Origin of the sequence: Neorhizobium tomejilense, from assembly GCF_964254135.1 — a bacterium.
Classification (GTDB): domain Bacteria; phylum Pseudomonadota; class Alphaproteobacteria; order Rhizobiales; family Rhizobiaceae; genus Neorhizobium; species Neorhizobium tomejilense.
The window spans coordinates 432,796-447,483 of the sequence record NZ_CAXUSO020000001.1 but is presented as its reverse complement, the minus strand read 5'-3'; the positions used below and the strand labels follow the sequence as shown (position 1 = coordinate 447,483).

15 protein-coding genes and 1 riboswitch are annotated in these 14,688 nt (G+C 63.4%); of the genes, 5 read left to right on the top strand and 10 right to left on the bottom strand.

The window, feature by feature from the left end:
- Positions 1–6 precede the first annotated feature (6 nt).
- A complete protein-coding gene (locus tag ACSQ3G_RS02185; RefSeq protein WP_436108878.1) occupies positions 7–1,002 on the bottom strand; it encodes a DUF4424 domain-containing protein in 996 nt (331 codons plus the stop codon).
- Positions 1,003–1,124: 122 nt separating this feature from the next.
- Entirely contained in the window at positions 1,125–3,065 is a 1,941-nt protein-coding gene (locus ACSQ3G_RS02180; RefSeq protein ID WP_436108877.1) for a methyl-accepting chemotaxis protein, read from the bottom strand.
- Positions 3,066–3,218: 153 nt separating this feature from the next.
- On the opposite strand from ACSQ3G_RS02180, the gene ACSQ3G_RS02175 reads away from it, so the two are divergent.
- Positions 3,219–3,983 carry a TlyA family RNA methyltransferase gene (locus tag ACSQ3G_RS02175; RefSeq protein ID WP_436108876.1) on the top strand — a complete coding sequence of 255 codons (765 nt, stop codon included), beginning with the start codon at positions 3,219–3,221 and terminating at the stop codon, positions 3,981–3,983.
- Complete coding sequence (locus ACSQ3G_RS02170) at positions 3,980–5,224, top strand: class I SAM-dependent RNA methyltransferase (RefSeq protein WP_436108875.1); 1,245 nt, start codon at positions 3,980–3,982, stop codon at positions 5,222–5,224. Before ACSQ3G_RS02175 ends, ACSQ3G_RS02170 begins: the two co-directional genes overlap by 4 nt.
- A 26-nt stretch (positions 5,225–5,250) precedes the next feature.
- Here the strand turns inward: ACSQ3G_RS02170 and ACSQ3G_RS02165 are convergent, their stop codons facing one another.
- From ACSQ3G_RS02165 to ACSQ3G_RS02145, 5 genes are all read right to left on the bottom strand, one after another.
- Positions 5,251–5,637, bottom strand: a complete 387-nt coding sequence (locus ACSQ3G_RS02165) for a hypothetical protein (protein WP_436108874.1) — start codon at positions 5,635–5,637, stop codon at positions 5,251–5,253.
- Between the two features lie 84 nt (positions 5,638–5,721).
- The gene (locus ACSQ3G_RS02160) at positions 5,722–6,480 is read right to left on the bottom strand and encodes a crotonase/enoyl-CoA hydratase family protein (RefSeq protein ID WP_436108873.1); all 759 of its coding nucleotides are present in this window, start codon (positions 6,478–6,480) and stop codon (positions 5,722–5,724) included.
- Between the two features lie 11 nt (positions 6,481–6,491).
- Positions 6,492–8,285 (bottom strand): acyl-CoA dehydrogenase, encoded by a 1,794-nt coding sequence (locus ACSQ3G_RS02155; RefSeq protein WP_436108872.1) that lies wholly within the window; start codon positions 8,283–8,285, stop codon positions 6,492–6,494.
- Positions 8,286–8,391: 106 nt separating this feature from the next.
- Entirely contained in the window at positions 8,392–8,712 is a 321-nt protein-coding gene (locus tag ACSQ3G_RS02150; protein WP_436108871.1) for a type II toxin-antitoxin system PemK/MazF family toxin, read from the bottom strand.
- Complete coding sequence (locus ACSQ3G_RS02145) at positions 8,712–8,927, bottom strand: antitoxin MazE family protein (RefSeq protein ID WP_105402025.1); 216 nt, start codon at positions 8,925–8,927, stop codon at positions 8,712–8,714. The genes ACSQ3G_RS02150 and ACSQ3G_RS02145 overlap by 1 nt, the downstream gene beginning before the upstream one ends.
- Positions 8,928–9,061: 134 nt before the next feature.
- Between ACSQ3G_RS02145 and ACSQ3G_RS02140 the strand changes: the two genes are divergently transcribed.
- Positions 9,062–10,057 (top strand): transporter, encoded by a 996-nt coding sequence (locus ACSQ3G_RS02140; RefSeq protein WP_105426236.1) that lies wholly within the window; start codon positions 9,062–9,064, stop codon positions 10,055–10,057.
- A gap of 67 nt (positions 10,058–10,124) precedes the next feature.
- On the opposite strand, the gene ACSQ3G_RS02135 is transcribed toward ACSQ3G_RS02140, so the two are convergent.
- From ACSQ3G_RS02135 to ACSQ3G_RS02125, 3 genes are all read right to left on the bottom strand, one after another.
- Positions 10,125–10,577 (bottom strand): BA14K family protein, encoded by a 453-nt coding sequence (locus ACSQ3G_RS02135; protein ID WP_105439057.1) that lies wholly within the window; start codon positions 10,575–10,577, stop codon positions 10,125–10,127.
- 193 nt (positions 10,578–10,770) lie between these two features.
- Positions 10,771–11,193 (bottom strand): BA14K family protein, encoded by a 423-nt coding sequence (locus ACSQ3G_RS02130; RefSeq protein WP_436108870.1) that lies wholly within the window; start codon positions 11,191–11,193, stop codon positions 10,771–10,773.
- 108 nt (positions 11,194–11,301) lie between these two features.
- A complete protein-coding gene (locus ACSQ3G_RS02125; RefSeq protein ID WP_105402028.1) occupies positions 11,302–12,546 on the bottom strand; it encodes an aromatic ring-hydroxylating oxygenase subunit alpha in 1,245 nt (414 codons plus the stop codon).
- A gap of 101 nt (positions 12,547–12,647) precedes the next feature.
- Positions 12,648–12,879: riboswitch (cobalamin riboswitch) on the bottom strand.
- Between the two features lie 165 nt (positions 12,880–13,044).
- Between ACSQ3G_RS02125 and ACSQ3G_RS02120 the strand changes: the two genes are divergently transcribed.
- The gene (locus ACSQ3G_RS02120; RefSeq protein WP_436108869.1) at positions 13,045–13,659 is read left to right on the top strand and encodes a DUF6656 family protein; all 615 of its coding nucleotides are present in this window, start codon (positions 13,045–13,047) and stop codon (positions 13,657–13,659) included.
- 33 nt (positions 13,660–13,692) lie between these two features.
- Positions 13,693–14,670 carry an L-threonylcarbamoyladenylate synthase gene (locus ACSQ3G_RS02115; protein ID WP_436108868.1) on the top strand — a complete coding sequence of 326 codons (978 nt, stop codon included), beginning with the start codon at positions 13,693–13,695 and terminating at the stop codon, positions 14,668–14,670.
- The last annotated feature ends 18 nt before the right edge of the window (positions 14,671–14,688 follow it).

The window sequence follows — 14,688 nt, the reverse complement described above, 5'->3', positions numbered from 1 at the left end:
CCGCCGTTACTGATCGGCGGCCGTCAGGAACAGGATATTCAAATCCTTTTCGGGGGAGAAATCGTCGGCAGTCATCTCGAAGGTCGTGGGGCCGACCTTCTTAATGCCATTGCCGCAGAAGCTGACATAGTCCTGCGCCCTGCCCTTGTCGATCGTCAGCTTGAACTTGCCGATCGAGCCGCCCCAGTTGGCGCCGGTGGTGAGTATGTACGACACCCATTGCTCGGTGTAGTTCGGACCGCTTTTCCCAGCCGCGGCTTCGAGCTTTGCGGCCGTCTTCAGGAAGGCGGCGTCGATGCAGTAGCGCTCGGCATAGTCCTTGTAGTTGGTCGCCGGCTTGCCCTGGTCGATGAAGGTCATGGCGACAGTGCCGCCGACGCTCGGCTTGTAGCGATGGCTGACGCGGATGGGCTTGCCTGCCGGGAATTTCGTCTTCCACCAATAAACCGATCGCAGCGTCCAGGCAGGCGTCAGCTCCTCCTGCCAGCCCTTGCCGGCATCGTAACGGTTGACGAAAACCAGCCCCTCGGCGATCCAGGCGCCCTTCACGTCTTCTGGGAGGGCCTTGAGCGCGGCGAGCGTCCTGTCGCTATAGGGTAGAAGCGGAATGTTGCGCGCAACGAGTTCGTCGGTGCGGTCGACGCCTGTCGCCAGCACCCGCTGCTGCAGTTCCGGCTTGATCTGCCGGCTGTCCTGCACGACGGAGAAGCCGAGGAAATTGTCGGCGTCGGTCTCGTCGAGCGCGATGTTGCTGTCCATGCTGCCGGTAACATCCGGCATCGGGAAGGCGATGACGCTTTCGACGTCCTTGTCGCTGGTGTTCTTGAAGACGTAATCGACCAGCACTTCCTCACGGGAAATGTAGAGCTGCTCCTCGGCCATGGAGACGTCGGAGGTCTGGACGTAGATCAGCCCGCCCGTCTTCAACTCTGCCATGGTATCGTTGGCGAGTGCCGGGTTCGAGACAAGCAAAAGCCCGCCGATCAGCAAGGTCCACCGCATTTCCGTCCCTCCGGTTCGTTGCCGGCTTTCCGGCCGCCGGAAGATAGACGCAATTGTTGAAACAGAGAAGGCAGGCCGGATGGTCTTCCGGCCTGCCTTTGAGATCGAGCCATATGGGCGGATCAGAATTCCGACCACTCTTCCTTCACGGCCGCGGCGCTCGCCGCCTTGCCGGAAAAGGCGCGGGCGACGGTGGAACGCAGGGCGTTCGCCGGCGATGCCACCGGACGGGCTGCAGACGGGGCCGCAACCGGACGAGAGGTCCGGGCCGCCGGTGTGCCCCCGAAGTTGAACTGCCTCAGCAGGGCATCGAGCGCCTGGGCTTCCTGGGCAAGCTTGTGGCTTGCCGCGTTCTGCTCTTCGACCATGGCGGCGTTCTGCTGCGTGCCCTGGTCCATTGCGTTGACGGAGGTGTTGATCTCCTGGAGGCCGGTCGACTGCTCGCGGGTGGAGATGACGATGGCGGAGAGGTGCTGGTTGATCTGCTGCACTTCGCCGACGATCGCTTCCAGCGCCTGGCCGGTCTCACCGACCAGCGCGACGCCCGCATCCACCTGTTGGCTGGAGGTGGTGATCAACGCCTTGATCTCCTTTGCCGCATTGGCGGAACGCTGAGCGAGCTCGCGGACTTCCTGTGCGACGACCGCGAAACCCTTGCCCGCTTCGCCGGCGCGGGCCGCCTCGACGCCTGCATTGAGCGCGAGCAGGTTGGTCTGGAAGGCGATGTCGTCGATGACCGAGATGATATTGCTGATCTCGCCGGACGACTTCGAGATCTGCTCCATGGCGGAGACCGCCCGGCGGACCACCTCGCCCGATTTCTCGGCACCGATGCGGGTCCGCTCGACGCGCTGGCCGACGTCCTCTGCACGGCGGGCCGATTCCTTCACCGTCGTCGTCACCTGTTCGAGTGCTGCGGCTGTCTCTTCGACGGCTGCGGCCTGCTGTTCGGTGCGTCGGCCGAGATCGTCGGCCGCGGAGCGGATTTCGCCCGCGCCGGAGCTGATCGCCGAGGCGTTCTCGCCGACCGCCTGGAGGGCGGCCTGCAGCCGGCCGAGCGCCTGATTGAAGTCGGTGCGCAGCCGGTCGAGATTGCCGGAGAACGGCTTTTCGATGCGGTAGGCCACATCGCCGTCGGCAAGGCTTGCAAGCCCCGTGGCAAGCGCGTCGATCGCAAATTCGAGATTGGTGGCTTCGCGGGCCTTCTGGGCGTCGTTGTCGAGGCGTTCGCGCTCGCTGGTGTCGCGCAGGATATCCGCATCACGGGCCAGGCGCTGCTTTTCGATCGCCGCATCCTTGAAGACCGTGACGGCCTTGGCCATACGGCCGACTTCGTCGCCGCGTTCGAGAGCCGGGACCTGGATGTCATGATTGCCGCCTGCAAGGCTGGTCATGGCGTCCGTCATGCCGACGATCGGCTTGACGATGACGCGCGACAGGGCCAGCACGAGGGTAACCGCGATCAGGCCAGCAATGCCGCCGCCGATCAGAAGCGTCAGCAACAGGTCGGTGTGGGCGCGGGTCTGGGCATTGACCATGGCGGTGGACAGGTCGAAAGCCTGCTTCTTGATCTTGGCGGCAGCCTCGCGAAAGACGTCGAGTTGGCCCTTGGACTGGTTGCGGCCGATCTCGATGACTTCGTCGATCGGCTTGCTGGTGTTCTTGCGCGCATCGAGCTGCGGAACGGTGAGCTGGGTGTGGAAGACATCGGCTGCGGCCCGCATCGCATCGAGCGAAGTCAGCATATCCGGCATGCCGACGGCGGCCTTCTTGGCGGAGTCGATCGCCGCAATCATCTTCTCGCGGTTGTTGAAGACGTCCGCATAGGTGCTGTCGCTCTTGAAGAGCAGGAAGCCGCGCTGATTGACGGCTTGTTCCAGCATGGCTTCGAGCGCCGCGTCCACATGCATCAGGATGGTCTGGGAGACGACCTGCTGCGCGGAAGACCGGCTCGATTTCAAGGCCTGCCAATAAACGCCGGCGGAGGCCAGCAGACAGACCGACATCAACGCCGCGAAGGTGATGATCAGCTTCTTGTTCAGGGATAGGTTTTTAAGCGACATCAGGGGCTTCCGCTCTCAGTTGAAACAGCAATGGATATCTCCTCCAGCCTGGAGAGAATCCCAACATCATTAAAATTTGATTGAACGCGGCCGCGAGTTTTCATGGATCAAGCCCCTTGCAAGCCAGGCGATAGGCAGGCATTGACTGCACTCATGTCCTCAACTCCCGAAAACCAACGCCTCGACCAGCTTCTCGTCTCGCTCAATCTCGTCGCGAGCCGAGCCCGTGCGCGCGACGCGATCGCCCGCGGCACCGTTACCGTCAACGGCCGTGTCGTCACCAAACCGAGCCTCACCTTTCCGCTCGACGCGCAACTCACCATCGACGACCCGGCGCAGGATTACGTATCCCGCGCGGCGCTGAAGCTTGTCGCGGCGCTCGATCACTTCAAGCTCGACCCGGCGGGCCATGACTGTCTCGATATCGGCGCCTCGACCGGCGGCTTTACCGAAGTGCTGGTCATGCGCGGCGCCGAACATGTCACCTCGATCGACGTCGGCCACGGGCAGATGCATCCGCGACTGCTCGCCGAGCCGCGCGTCACCAATATCGAAGGCCTCAACGCCCGCTATCTGACCGCCGAGGATTACGACGACCGCGAGATCACCTTCATCGTCTCCGACGTCTCGTTCATTTCGCTGAAACTGGCGCTGGCGCCGGCGCTGGATCTTGCCGAGCCCGGCGCGCATTGCGTGCTGCTGGTCAAGCCGCAATTCGAGGCGGGACGCGATGCGATCAGCAAGGCTGGGCTGTTGAAGGAGCCGGAGACGGCACCCCAGGTCGCGGCCGAACTCGAACGTTGGCTCGTCGAAGAAATGGGCTGGGCGAGCCTTGGGATGATCCCCTCCCCGATCGTCGGCGGCGACGGCAACCAGGAATACCTGCTCGCAGGCGTGAAGCCCGGTGAACCGTCATGAGCACGGTCACCGTCACGATCAACCGGCTCGGCGCGCAGGGCCACGGCATCGCCAATGGCGAAGACGGCCCGGTTTATGTGCCCTACGCTCTTCCGGGCGAAACGCTGGCGATCGCCCGCAACGGCGATCACGGCACGGTCATGTCGACTTCCAACCCGTCGCCGGACCGGGTCACGCCGCCCTGCCGCCACTTCGGGCCTGACAGCGACGCGTGCGGCGGCTGTTCGCTGCAGCACCTGGCCGACGTGCCCTACCACGCCTTCAAGCGCAACCTCGTCGTCGAGGCGCTGAAATCCAAGGGCCTGACGCCCGAAGTGGGCGAACTGGTCATCGCGCATCCCGGCGAGCGTCGTCGGGTGGTGTTCTCCGCCCGCAGGACCGAGAAGGAATTGCTGCTCGGCTTCAACCGCGCCGAGACCAACCATATCGTCTCGATCGTCGAATGTCCGATCGCCTCGCCCGGCATCGTTGCCTGGCTCGAGGCGATCCGCGCGGTGGGCAAGGCGCTGGCGACGGGCTCGGAGACGTTCCGCATCGCGGTTCTCGAAACGCCTGCCGGCCTCGACCTTGCCGCGGAAGGGCTGAAGCCGCTCGACGACAAGCAGCGGCGCCTGGTCACCGAGACGGTGCTGGCGCTGAAAAGCATTGCTCGGGTTTCTGCCAATGGCGAGATCGTCATCGAATTGCAGAAGCCGCTGGTGGATTTCGGCGGCGTCAAGGTTTCCCCGCCGCCCGGCGCCTTTACCCAGGCGACGAAACCTGCGGAAGACGCGATGGCGGAACTGGTGCTGTCGCATGTCGGCAAGGCCAAGCGGATTCTCGACCTGTTTGCCGGCTCCGGCACATTTTCCCTCCGGCTCGCCCGCATCGCCAAGGTGCATGCGGTCGAAGGCGACGAGAAGTCGGTCAAGGCGCTCGATCACGCCGCCCGCAACACACAGGGGCTGAAGCCGGTATCGGTGGAGAAGCGCGACCTCTTCCGCCGGCCGATGATGGTGTCCGAGCTAAAGAACTACGACGCCGTCGTCTTCGATCCGCCGCGCGCCGGTGCCGAAGTCCAGATGAAGGAACTTGTCCGGTCTGGCGTGAAGACGGTCGTTGCGGTCAGCTGCAACCCGCTGACGCTCGCCCGCGACCTCAGAATTCTTGTCGACGGCGGATACCAGATCAAGGCCGTCACCCCGATCGACCAGTTCCTCTGGTCGCCGCACGTGGAGGCGGTAGCACTGCTGCAGAAGTAAGCTCGGGCAGAAGACCGCCGGGCCTCTTACCGAGCCAGATCAAGCGTGCCGCTGCCAACGACGCCGGAGCAGCGGCAACGGCCGCCGACGCGGCCCGGTTCGGCGTTGCAGACATAGGGACGACGGCGATCCATGCTCGGCGGCGGGGAGACAACGCAGACATAACGCTGCGGGCGGGGGCGATCTCTATCGCGGTCACGGTCACGGTCGCGATCCCGGTCCCGGTCCCCGTCACGATAACGGTCACGATCGTCGTCACGGCGGATGATGACGCCGTTCGGGCCGATGGTGACGGACGGGCTCTGGGCGAGTTGCAGCGGCTGGCTCTGCAATGGGAATGCCAGCGTCTCGGCCTGCGCCGGCGCTATTCCCAGAAGCAATACGAACAAGCACGACCAGAAACGATAGGACATTCTTTTCCTCCCAGGTTGTGGAGGCAATCTAGCGCCGAAGCTGCGCCAAAAGAAGACGGGAGCGGAGTTTCCCGCGGGACACCGTTAACGTCGCATGAAGGCCTCGAAGGCGGCGCGCGCCTCTGCACTTTTGAGCTGGGCGGAGAAATGCACCAGTTCCTCATCCATGCGGGCGAGCACCGCATCGCGCGGTCCGCGCACCAGGTCGCGGGCGATCCTCAGGGCCTGGGGCGGTTTCGCCGCGAGGCTTGCTGCAAGCGCCAGCGTCTCGGCTTCGACCGCCTGCGGCTCCACGATCTTCCAGATCAGCCCGGCATCGAGCGCCGCCTGCGCGGAAAATCCCTCACCCGCCACCAGCATGGCAAACGCGCGCTGGTGCCCGATGACTTTCGGCGCCAGCAGGCTGGAAGCGGCTTCCGGCACCAGCGCCAGGTCGACGAAGGGCGTCTTGAACAGGCTGCGGGCGGACGCGACCGTCAGGTCGCAATGCATGTTCAAGGTGGTGCCGATGCCGATCGCGAGACCGTCGACACCGGATACCAGCGGCTTTTCGGCAAGTGCCAAGGCCTTGATGAAAACGGCGGCGGCAGGCGCATCCTTCGATCCGGATATGGCATAGGCGAGGAAATCGCCCATGTCGTTGCCGGCGGAGAAGCAGCCGTCGGTGCCCAGGAAGGCGACGGCGCGCACGGCGTCGTCGCGGTTCGCCTCTTCGAGCGCGGCGGTCATGCGGTTGTACATGGCCGAGGTGATGGCGTTCTTCTTTTCCGGCCGGTTGAAACGGATCACCATGACGCCCGGCTGGGCCTCGGGGCGCTCGACGAGGATGTGGGTGTCGCTCACGGATGTCTCCTTCAGGCCAGGATCGCGCGGGCGGCTTGCAAGCTCTCGGCGCCTGAAATCACGCGGTCCTTCAGCGCCGAGGTTTCGGCGAGCAGGTTTTCGGCCATGAAGCGGCAGAGCGCGACGCGCTTTTCCGAGCCGCCGTTATCGGCGGCAACAAGCGCGCCCTTGGCGAGGTAACAGCCGGTCAGCACCAGGCCGAACAGGCGCTGATAGGGCGTCGCACCGGCAAGCGCCTCGGCGGTCCTGCCGGCGCCTTGAGTTTCCAGGAGCCAGCCGGTGGCGGTTTCGAGCGCGGCGATGGCGGCGCGCAGGCGATCTCCCGTCTCGCCGAATGCCGTATCGTTGGAGGCCGAGACCCTGTCGGCGATCTCCTTCAGTTCGCCGATGAAGCCGCGCACCTGGTCGCCCGAAGAGAGCGGCAGCTTGCGGGTCACGAGGTCGATCGCCTGGATGCCGTTGGTGCCCTCGTAGATCGGCGCGATGCGGGCGTCGCGCAGGTAACGGGCAGCGCCCGTCTCCTCGATGAAGCCCATGCCGCCATGCACCTGGATACCGAGCGACGCGACGTCGACGCCGGCATCGGTCGCGAAGGATTTGGCGATCGGCGTCAGAAGCGCTGCCCGTTCGGTCCAGTGGCGGGCCTCGTCGCCTTCGGTGTGGTGCGACATGTCGGTCGCGTGGGCGCAGGCGTAGCAGATCGCGCGAGCGCCTTGCGTCAGTGCCTTCATGGTGATCAGCGTGCGGGCAATATCCGGATGGTCGATGATCGGGCTCATGCCCTCCCCCGACCAGCCGGGCGCCTTGCCCTGGGTGCGTTCCTTGGCAAAGGCAACCGCCTTCTGGGTTGCGGCTTCGGCGATAGCCACGCCCTGCATGCCGACCGCCAGGCGCGCATTGTTCATCATCGTGAACATGCAGGCGAGGCCCTTGTTCTCCTCGCCGATCAGCCAGCCGATCGCGCCCTTGTCCTCCTCGTTTCCGGGAGAATATTTGCCGTCGCCGTAGATCATCGTGCAGGTCGGCGAGCCGTGGATGCCGAGCTTGTGTTCGATCGAATGGCAGAAGACGTCGTTGCGCGCCTCCAGCGATCCGTCGTCGCCCACCAGGAATTTCGGGACCAGGAAAAGCGAGATGCCGCGGGTGCCGACAGGCGCATCGGGAAGCCGCGCCAGCACCAGATGGATGATATTGTCGGCAGCGTCGTGTTCGCCCCAGGTGATGAAGATCTTCTGGCCGAAAATGCGGTAGCTGCCGTCGTCGCCGCGCTCGGCGCGGGTCTTCAGGACGCCGAGATCGGAGCCGGCATGCGGCTCGGTGAGGTTCATGGTGCCGGTCCATTCGCCGGACACCAGTTTTGCGAGGTATTTTTCCTTCAGCGCCTCGCTGCCGTGCGCGACCAGCGCTTCAATGGCGCCCATGGTCAGCGTCGGTGCCAGCGCAAAGGCCATGGAGGCGGAATTCCACATTTCGAGCGCGGCGACGTTCAGCATATGCGGCAGGTTCTGGCCGCCATAGGCTTCCGGCGCAGTCAGGCCGTTCCAGCCGCCTTCCCGCCAATGACGATAGAGTTCCGGCCAGCCGTCCGGCGTCGTCACCTTGCCGTCGGTCAGGCGGGCGCCCTGTCTATCGCCGATCTCGCCGAGCGGCGCCATCTCGTTGCCGGCGAACCGCCCCGCCTCCTCCAGGATCGCCTCGACCAGATCGGCGCTCAAGTCGCCGAACCTGCCGATCTCCAGGGCGTCCGAAAGGCCCGCCACATGGTTCAGGGTGAAGGCGATCTCCTCGACCGGTGCCTTGTACATGATGCTCCTCCTCCTGGGCGCAGGTGACTGCCGTATTCTAGCCGATTCTGCTCCGTCGGCATTCCTCATATGCTTTTTACGTAAACGTAAATGCGGTTGTCAATGTTCAGGCCAAGCCAAAGAACACGGCAAGCGACCGATTCACGGCTACGAGAATGTCATCTTCGATCGAACCGAAAACCCTCCCTATCTTTTCCCGCTTGAGGGTCATCGCCTTGTCGATCATGATCTGGGAAGGGCTGTTGAGCGCGTTGCTGGGCGTGGGCTGGACCATGATGCGGATGAGCGGCGTATCCACAATGGTACTGGACAGCAGCAGAACCGTCAGCGTGTCCGTGTCGAAGAGGTCGGATTGGATCACAAGCGCGGGGCGCGGTTTTCCGAAATCACCAGCCAGAGCAACCGTCACAAGATCGCCCCTGCGCATCATTGCTCCCCGAGATCAGCCAGGGCCTCATCCAGAAATTTCATCAGATCGGGATCTGCCGCATCCGCCGCCGCGACCAAACGCGACTGCCGATGGCATTCCTCCGCAAAACCAGGCCGCCGCGTATCGGGAACCCAAATTTGCACTGGACGCAACCCGGACGCTCGGAGATTTTCACGACGCTTTCTGACGCGCTCATTCACGGAACTGGCCATATGAAATACTCCTTGATTTGTTACATGTAACAAATGGCACTGGACCGTTCAAGGAATTTTTAGAGAATCTTGTTGAAACGGGCGTTACACAAGGGGTCTATGGAGTGATGCCTATGCTTCCGGATTCCTCGCCCATGTCCCTCATGAACCCCGCTGTCCCAGGCCTCGTCTGGGCCTATCGCTTCCATCCGGGATCGGCGCCCTGCACCCGGTTGCCGCTCGATGCGGCGCGTAGCGATCTCGATGTCGGCGACGGTTTCCTGTGGCTGCATCTCAACCTCGCCGACAGCCGGGTCAACGCCTTCCTGGAGAGCTTCCCAGGCCTGACACCGCCGGCTCTCGCCGCACTCACCACCCACGACACGCACGCCGCCGTGACGCTCGACGAGCAGCTCGTCTATGGCACCCTGGTCGATTTCCAGCGGGAATTCGACAGCGAGACACGCAATATCGGCTGGCTGCATTTCTTCGTCTCGGACAGGATCATCATCACCACCCGCCTGCAGCCCCTGCGCTCGATCGACCGGGTGCGGGCGGCGATCGAAAAGAACGCCTCGCGCTATAAAAAGCCGATCGACGTGTTCGAGACGCTGGTCGCCGAGTTCCAGCGCACGCTGATCGTGCTGGTGATGGAGCTCACCGAGGAAATGAACATCATCGAGGATTTCGTCTACGACAACACGCCGCGCGATGAACGCCGTCGGCTGGCGCCGATCAGGCGGACGGTGGTCAGGCTACACCGGCACCTGAGAACGGTGCTGACGCTGCTGCGGCGCGCAGCGGCGACCGACGACGACGAGATGCCCCCCGGTTTCGACGACGCCGCCTCGCGGCTAATCGGTCGGCTGGAGGCGGCGGACCACGACGTCTACGCGCTGCAGGAGCGGGCGCGACTGCTGCACGAGGAAATCGACTCGAAGCTCTCCTCCGAGACCAACCGCCACCTCTACATCCTGTCGCTGATGACCGCCTTCCTGCTCCCGCCGACCTTGGTCACCGGCTTTTTCGGAATGAACACCTCGTCGCTACCCTTCGAGGGAGGCTCCGGCGGAACGGCCTATGCCTTCGGCTTGATCGGCATTTCGGTGCTTGCCGCCTGGTGGCTGTTGAAGCGCACCGGCATTCTCTGACCGCCGGACAAACGAAACCCGCCCGGGTTCGATACCGGACGGGTGGGGTAGTGCCTGCCGGGCGCTCTTAGAAATAAGGCGAATAGCAGGTCTGGCGCCGACCGTAGTTCGGCTGGAACGAGTTCGAATAGGCGTCGTAGGAACGGTAGCGATCGGCGCACCATTCGTAGTGGCGCGGATTGATGTCGTCGCCGCCGCCATAGGCCGGAGCCGGCTCAGCATAACGCGGCTGGGAGGCAATGGCGCCGCCGATCAGGGCGCCGGCACCGAATGCCGCCAGCGGGAACCAGTAGCCGTTATGGCGGCGATAACCCGGACGGTAGTCGCGATAACCGCGATGCCCGCCATACCAGCCGCCGCCATGGCGACGGTACTGCACGAGGGTCACGTCGGTGTCGGCGCTGGTTTCGATCCCGGCGGCCGGAGCGGACGGCAGCGGCATCGCCTGAGCCGGCATCAGAGAGCCGGCGAGAACGGCAGCGGAGATGCCCGCAACCGCGATCTTCTTCAAAAGAGTCATGTTAGGTCCCCAGATCCCTTGTCTATGTTTCAATTTTCGACAGCCAATTATTTCAGTATGCAGTGAATTTCAATTTTGCCGCAACCTTAGGAAGTTCATCCTGAATGCGCCATTAACGTGCGCCGCGACGAAGCAAGCCCGGCCGCTGGCATATGCCGCGACCGGGCTTGGCGTAGAGGTGGCCAACGCTTGCTTATCTGTAAGGCGAGATGCAGCGTACCCGCACGCCGGCGCGCGGCGCATAGGTATCGTCCCAGGCCCGATAGCTGCGATAACGGCTTTCACACCAGGCGACGTGACGGCTCGAATAACCGCCCCGGTCGGCCTGTATGGCACCACCGATGATGGCACCGGCGCCGAACGCGGCGAGCGGGAACCAGAACCCGTTGTAATAACGGTAGCCGGGCCGGCGATCGCGATAACCGCGGTGGCCGCGATACCAGCCATAGCGGTCACGCCGGAAGTCGCGACGGTACTGGACATTGGTGATATCCCCGGCGGCCGAAATGCCTGACGGTGGAGCCGGCATCTGAATGGCCTGCGCTGGCACAAGCCCGGCAAAGGTGGTCGCGATGGCAACCGCCGCCGCAGTCAGACGTAGACGAAAGGCGTTCATGCGGTGTGTTTCCTCATTCTGATTTTTAATCAGAAAACAACGCCAGACGCAGGTTTCGGTTCCTGAAGACGTACCCGGCACCGATCACCGCAGATCACGAATTGGCGATCAGGCGACGATCGAGAGTTGCGCCTGGTCGCCCTGCAGCCGGTTGACCATGAAGTTCGAATACCATTCGACGAACTGCATGACGCCGCCTTCGTGGAGTGGCGAATAGGGACCCGGCTCATAAGCGGGCGAGCGGATGCCGAAGGCGTTTTCCTCGACGATCTGGCGGTCCTGGTCGTTGGTCATGTTCCAGACATGGGTCAGTTCTTCGAGATTGTAGTCGACGCCCTCGACCGCATCCTTGTGGACCAGCCATTTTGTGGTGACCGCCGTTTCCTCCGGCCCCAGCGGGGTGACGCGGAACGAAATCGCATGGTCGCCGAGAATGTGGTTCCAGCTGCTCGGATAGTGGAAGAGCAGCATGGTGCCGATCGAGTTGATCGTCACGTCCTCGGAGAGTTTGCGCTGCACGGCGTTGCGGCCGCTCATCGTATAACTCTCGGCATCCTCGATCAGCGGCATGCGCGCGACGCGGAACTGGCCGGTTTCGTCCATGCGGAACTCGCTCGGCAACCCAGCCTCCTCGCAACGCTGCCAATGGGCGGCGATGACCGGATCGTCCTTGGCACCCTGGACGCCGGTCGCGGTGGGCGATTCCGGATAGGTGCGGCAGAGCTCCGGATGGTTGGCGGCGCAGTGGTAGCACTCGCGGTTGTTTTCCCAGACGAGCTTCCAATTGCCCTTCTCGATGATCGTCGACTGGTGCGCGACCTTGGCTTCCGAGAGGCGGTGCGGCGCCATATAGGGCTCGATCGCCGCGCGGACCGGCGCGAAATCCGGTGCCTCGTTGGCAAGGCAGATGAAGATAAAGCCGGCGACGCTTTCGCAATGGACCTTCTTCATGCTGAACTGGGTCTTGTCGAAGTCCTGGCCCATCTGGCGGCCGACCAAAAGCGAGCCGTCCAGCTCGTAGGTCCATTGATGGTAGGGACAGACGAGCCGGACCGCCGAGCCGTGCTCCTTGGTGCAGACGCGGCTTCCGCGATGACGGCAGGTATTGTGCAGCGCCCGGATCTGGTTGTCGCGGCCGCGCACGACGACGACCGGATAATCGCCGATCTGCAGGGTGAAATAGGCTCCGGCTTTCGGCAGTTCGCAATCATGTCCGACGAACAGCCAGTCGCGATACCAGATCATTTCCAGATCGAGCTTGAAATAGGCGGGATCGGTATAGAAGGGCTGTTCGAGGCTGAAGCCTTCACGGCGGTTCTTGAGCTGCCGCAGGGCCTGATTGCGAATTTCCATATTATCTTCCTCGTCAATGTGGACAGCGGAAGGACATGGAAATGCCGGCCGGCCTCAAGGCCCACCCAACACCCTGTCCCGAACGCCCGCCGCGTCCGGTCGTCATTTTTGATCCCGAGGCTGGTTTCCGGGCTCAGGAGCTTGTCCCTTGTGGGACCGGCTCGGCGCCTTCCCGGGCGGCCCTTGCGGCTCTTTCCCAGTGGCTTATGCCGTGCCTTATTGCTCCACCACCGTTGCGGGGGCAGCGCCGGATTAGGGTTTCTAAAGACCCCTGCCGGCTTCCCAATTCTCCGCCTTCCCTAGTTAGGCGGCACCTCAAGATCGAGGCGGATATAATCATCGAGCGAGCGTGTCGCATAGGCGACATTGCGACATCGGCAACCGCGTTGGCGACAGCGGCGAAACGGCCCAGAATGCAACACTCCAGCCCCGCGAAAGCGAAACCTGTCATTAAGGGATAAGCCATAAAATCCCGGCGTGAATGGGAGCGATGCCACCGTGCAGGCCAAGGGAAAGATCCGTTATTACAAAGCTCCTCCACCAACGCCTCCGGCGCCGGTGGTTGTGAAGACTGCATCCCATTCGGAATTCCTCCGGACGGGGCGCAGCTCCCGCTACAATCCGGTCTGGCTGCCGGAAGAGCGCCGCTATCTCACCCATAACGAAGTCGCCGAGCGCACGGGCAAAAGGCTCGAGGCAGCCGGGGAGACGAGCCACAACCGGATCAACTCCTTCCATCGCTCGATCAAGTTTCCGAAGATCATCTTCCACCACACGCTCGATGAACGTCCGCATCTCGGCTATTGCCATGTCACTGCGGCAAGGACGTTTCTTCCACGCGGCGTCCCCGTGAGCTGGTCGTTCTATATCGCCAACTTCTTCTCCAAGATCGGCGAGGAAGAAACGTTCTTCGAGCATATAAGCCCGGCCAATTCGCGCATGTATTTTGCCGTTGCGGTCGAACGCGAGGCGGGTCAGCCGCTGCAGATCAACCGCACGATCCGCAAGAACGGCCTTCTGTTCCAGACCAATGATCCGATGGAAGCCATCAAGAACGTGCTGATGCTCGGCACTTCCAACGAAATGCTCCGCGAGATCATCAAAAAGCTTTGAAGACGCCCGGGTCCGCGTTATTGACGGGCGGATATGACGGCTCAAATCATCGACATCACCCGGGATCGTGACGGCGCGCTTCGTCAAGCCTGCACCGTCCTTGGCGACGGCTTGCCCGTGGCGATCCCGACCGAGACGGTCTATGGACTTGCGGCCGACGCCACCAATCCCGCCGCCATCACCCGCATCTACGAGACCAAGGGCCGGCCGCGCTTCAACCCGCTGATCTGCCACATGTCGGATCTCGACATGGCCGAGCGCTATGCCGACTTCGATCCGATCTCGCGCAGGCTTGCCGAAGCCTTCTGGCCAGGCCCCCTCACCCTGATCCTTCCGCTGAAGCCCGAGAGCGGCATTCATGCGCTGGCGACGGCCGGGCTCGATACGATCGGCATCCGGCTTCCCAAGGGCTTCGCTTCCGAGCTCATCCGCGCCTTCGGCAAGCCACTCGCGGCCCCCAGCGCCAATACGTCCGGCAAGGTGAGCCCGACCAGCGCGCGCCACGTGGCCGACGACCTGGGCGAGAAGCTGGCGTTGATCATCGACGGCGGTGCGGCTCCGGTCGGTGTCGAATCGACCATCGTTCGCGTCGAGAACGGTATGATCCGGCTGCTGAGACCGGGCGGGGTAGCCGCGGAAGAGATCGAGAAGGCAACCGGTCTTGCAGTGATCCGGCCTGAGGGACCGGCGGCGATCATCGAGGCTCCGGGCATGCTGGCCTCTCATTATGCGCCCGGTGCAGCGGTGAGGCTCAACGCCGACCATGTCGAGGCCGGCGAAGCATTGATCCGGCTCGGTTCCGCTCCGGTGAAGGGAATGGAACTCGCCGCGGCGGTTTTTGACCTGAGCCCGTCCGGTGACCTTGCGCAAGCGGCGGCAAATCTGTTCGATTATCTGAAGCGCGCCGACGCCACCGGTGCCGCCAGCATCGCCGTCACGCCCATTCCCGACCATGGGCTCGGCGAGGCGATCAACGACCGGCTGGCGAGGGCGGCCGCCCCGCGGGAATAAGACGGGGCTAAAGAGGAG

Excerpts from the sequence above, each read along its gene's own strand:
- ACSQ3G_RS02155 (WP_436108872.1), bottom strand. The coding sequence starts at position 8,285 with ATGTACAAGGCACCGGTCGAGGAGATCGCCTTCACCCTGAACCATGTG.
- ACSQ3G_RS02115 (WP_436108868.1), top strand. The coding sequence starts at position 13,693 with ATGACGGCTCAAATCATCGACATCACCCGGGATCGTGACGGCGCGCTT.
- ACSQ3G_RS02130 (WP_436108870.1), bottom strand. The coding sequence starts at position 11,193 with ATGAACGCCTTTCGTCTACGTCTGACTGCGGCGGCGGTTGCCATCGCG.
- ACSQ3G_RS02145 (WP_105402025.1), bottom strand. The coding sequence starts at position 8,927 with ATGGCCAGTTCCGTGAATGAGCGCGTCAGAAAGCGTCGTGAAAATCTC.
- ACSQ3G_RS02165 (WP_436108874.1), bottom strand. The coding sequence starts at position 5,637 with ATGTCCTATCGTTTCTGGTCGTGCTTGTTCGTATTGCTTCTGGGAATA.
- ACSQ3G_RS02175 (WP_436108876.1), top strand. The coding sequence starts at position 3,219 with ATGTCCTCAACTCCCGAAAACCAACGCCTCGACCAGCTTCTCGTCTCG.
- ACSQ3G_RS02125 (WP_105402028.1), bottom strand. The coding sequence starts at position 12,546 with ATGGAAATTCGCAATCAGGCCCTGCGGCAGCTCAAGAACCGCCGTGAA.
- ACSQ3G_RS02170 (WP_436108875.1), top strand. The coding sequence starts at position 3,980 with ATGAGCACGGTCACCGTCACGATCAACCGGCTCGGCGCGCAGGGCCAC.
- ACSQ3G_RS02180 (WP_436108877.1), bottom strand. The coding sequence starts at position 3,065 with ATGTCGCTTAAAAACCTATCCCTGAACAAGAAGCTGATCATCACCTTC.
- ACSQ3G_RS02150 (WP_436108871.1), bottom strand. The coding sequence starts at position 8,712 with ATGCGCAGGGGCGATCTTGTGACGGTTGCTCTGGCTGGTGATTTCGGA.
- ACSQ3G_RS02135 (WP_105439057.1), bottom strand. The coding sequence starts at position 10,577 with ATGACTCTTTTGAAGAAGATCGCGGTTGCGGGCATCTCCGCTGCCGTT.
- ACSQ3G_RS02140 (WP_105426236.1), top strand. The coding sequence starts at position 9,062 with ATGTCCCTCATGAACCCCGCTGTCCCAGGCCTCGTCTGGGCCTATCGC.
- ACSQ3G_RS02185 (WP_436108878.1), bottom strand. The coding sequence starts at position 1,002 with ATGCGGTGGACCTTGCTGATCGGCGGGCTTTTGCTTGTCTCGAACCCG.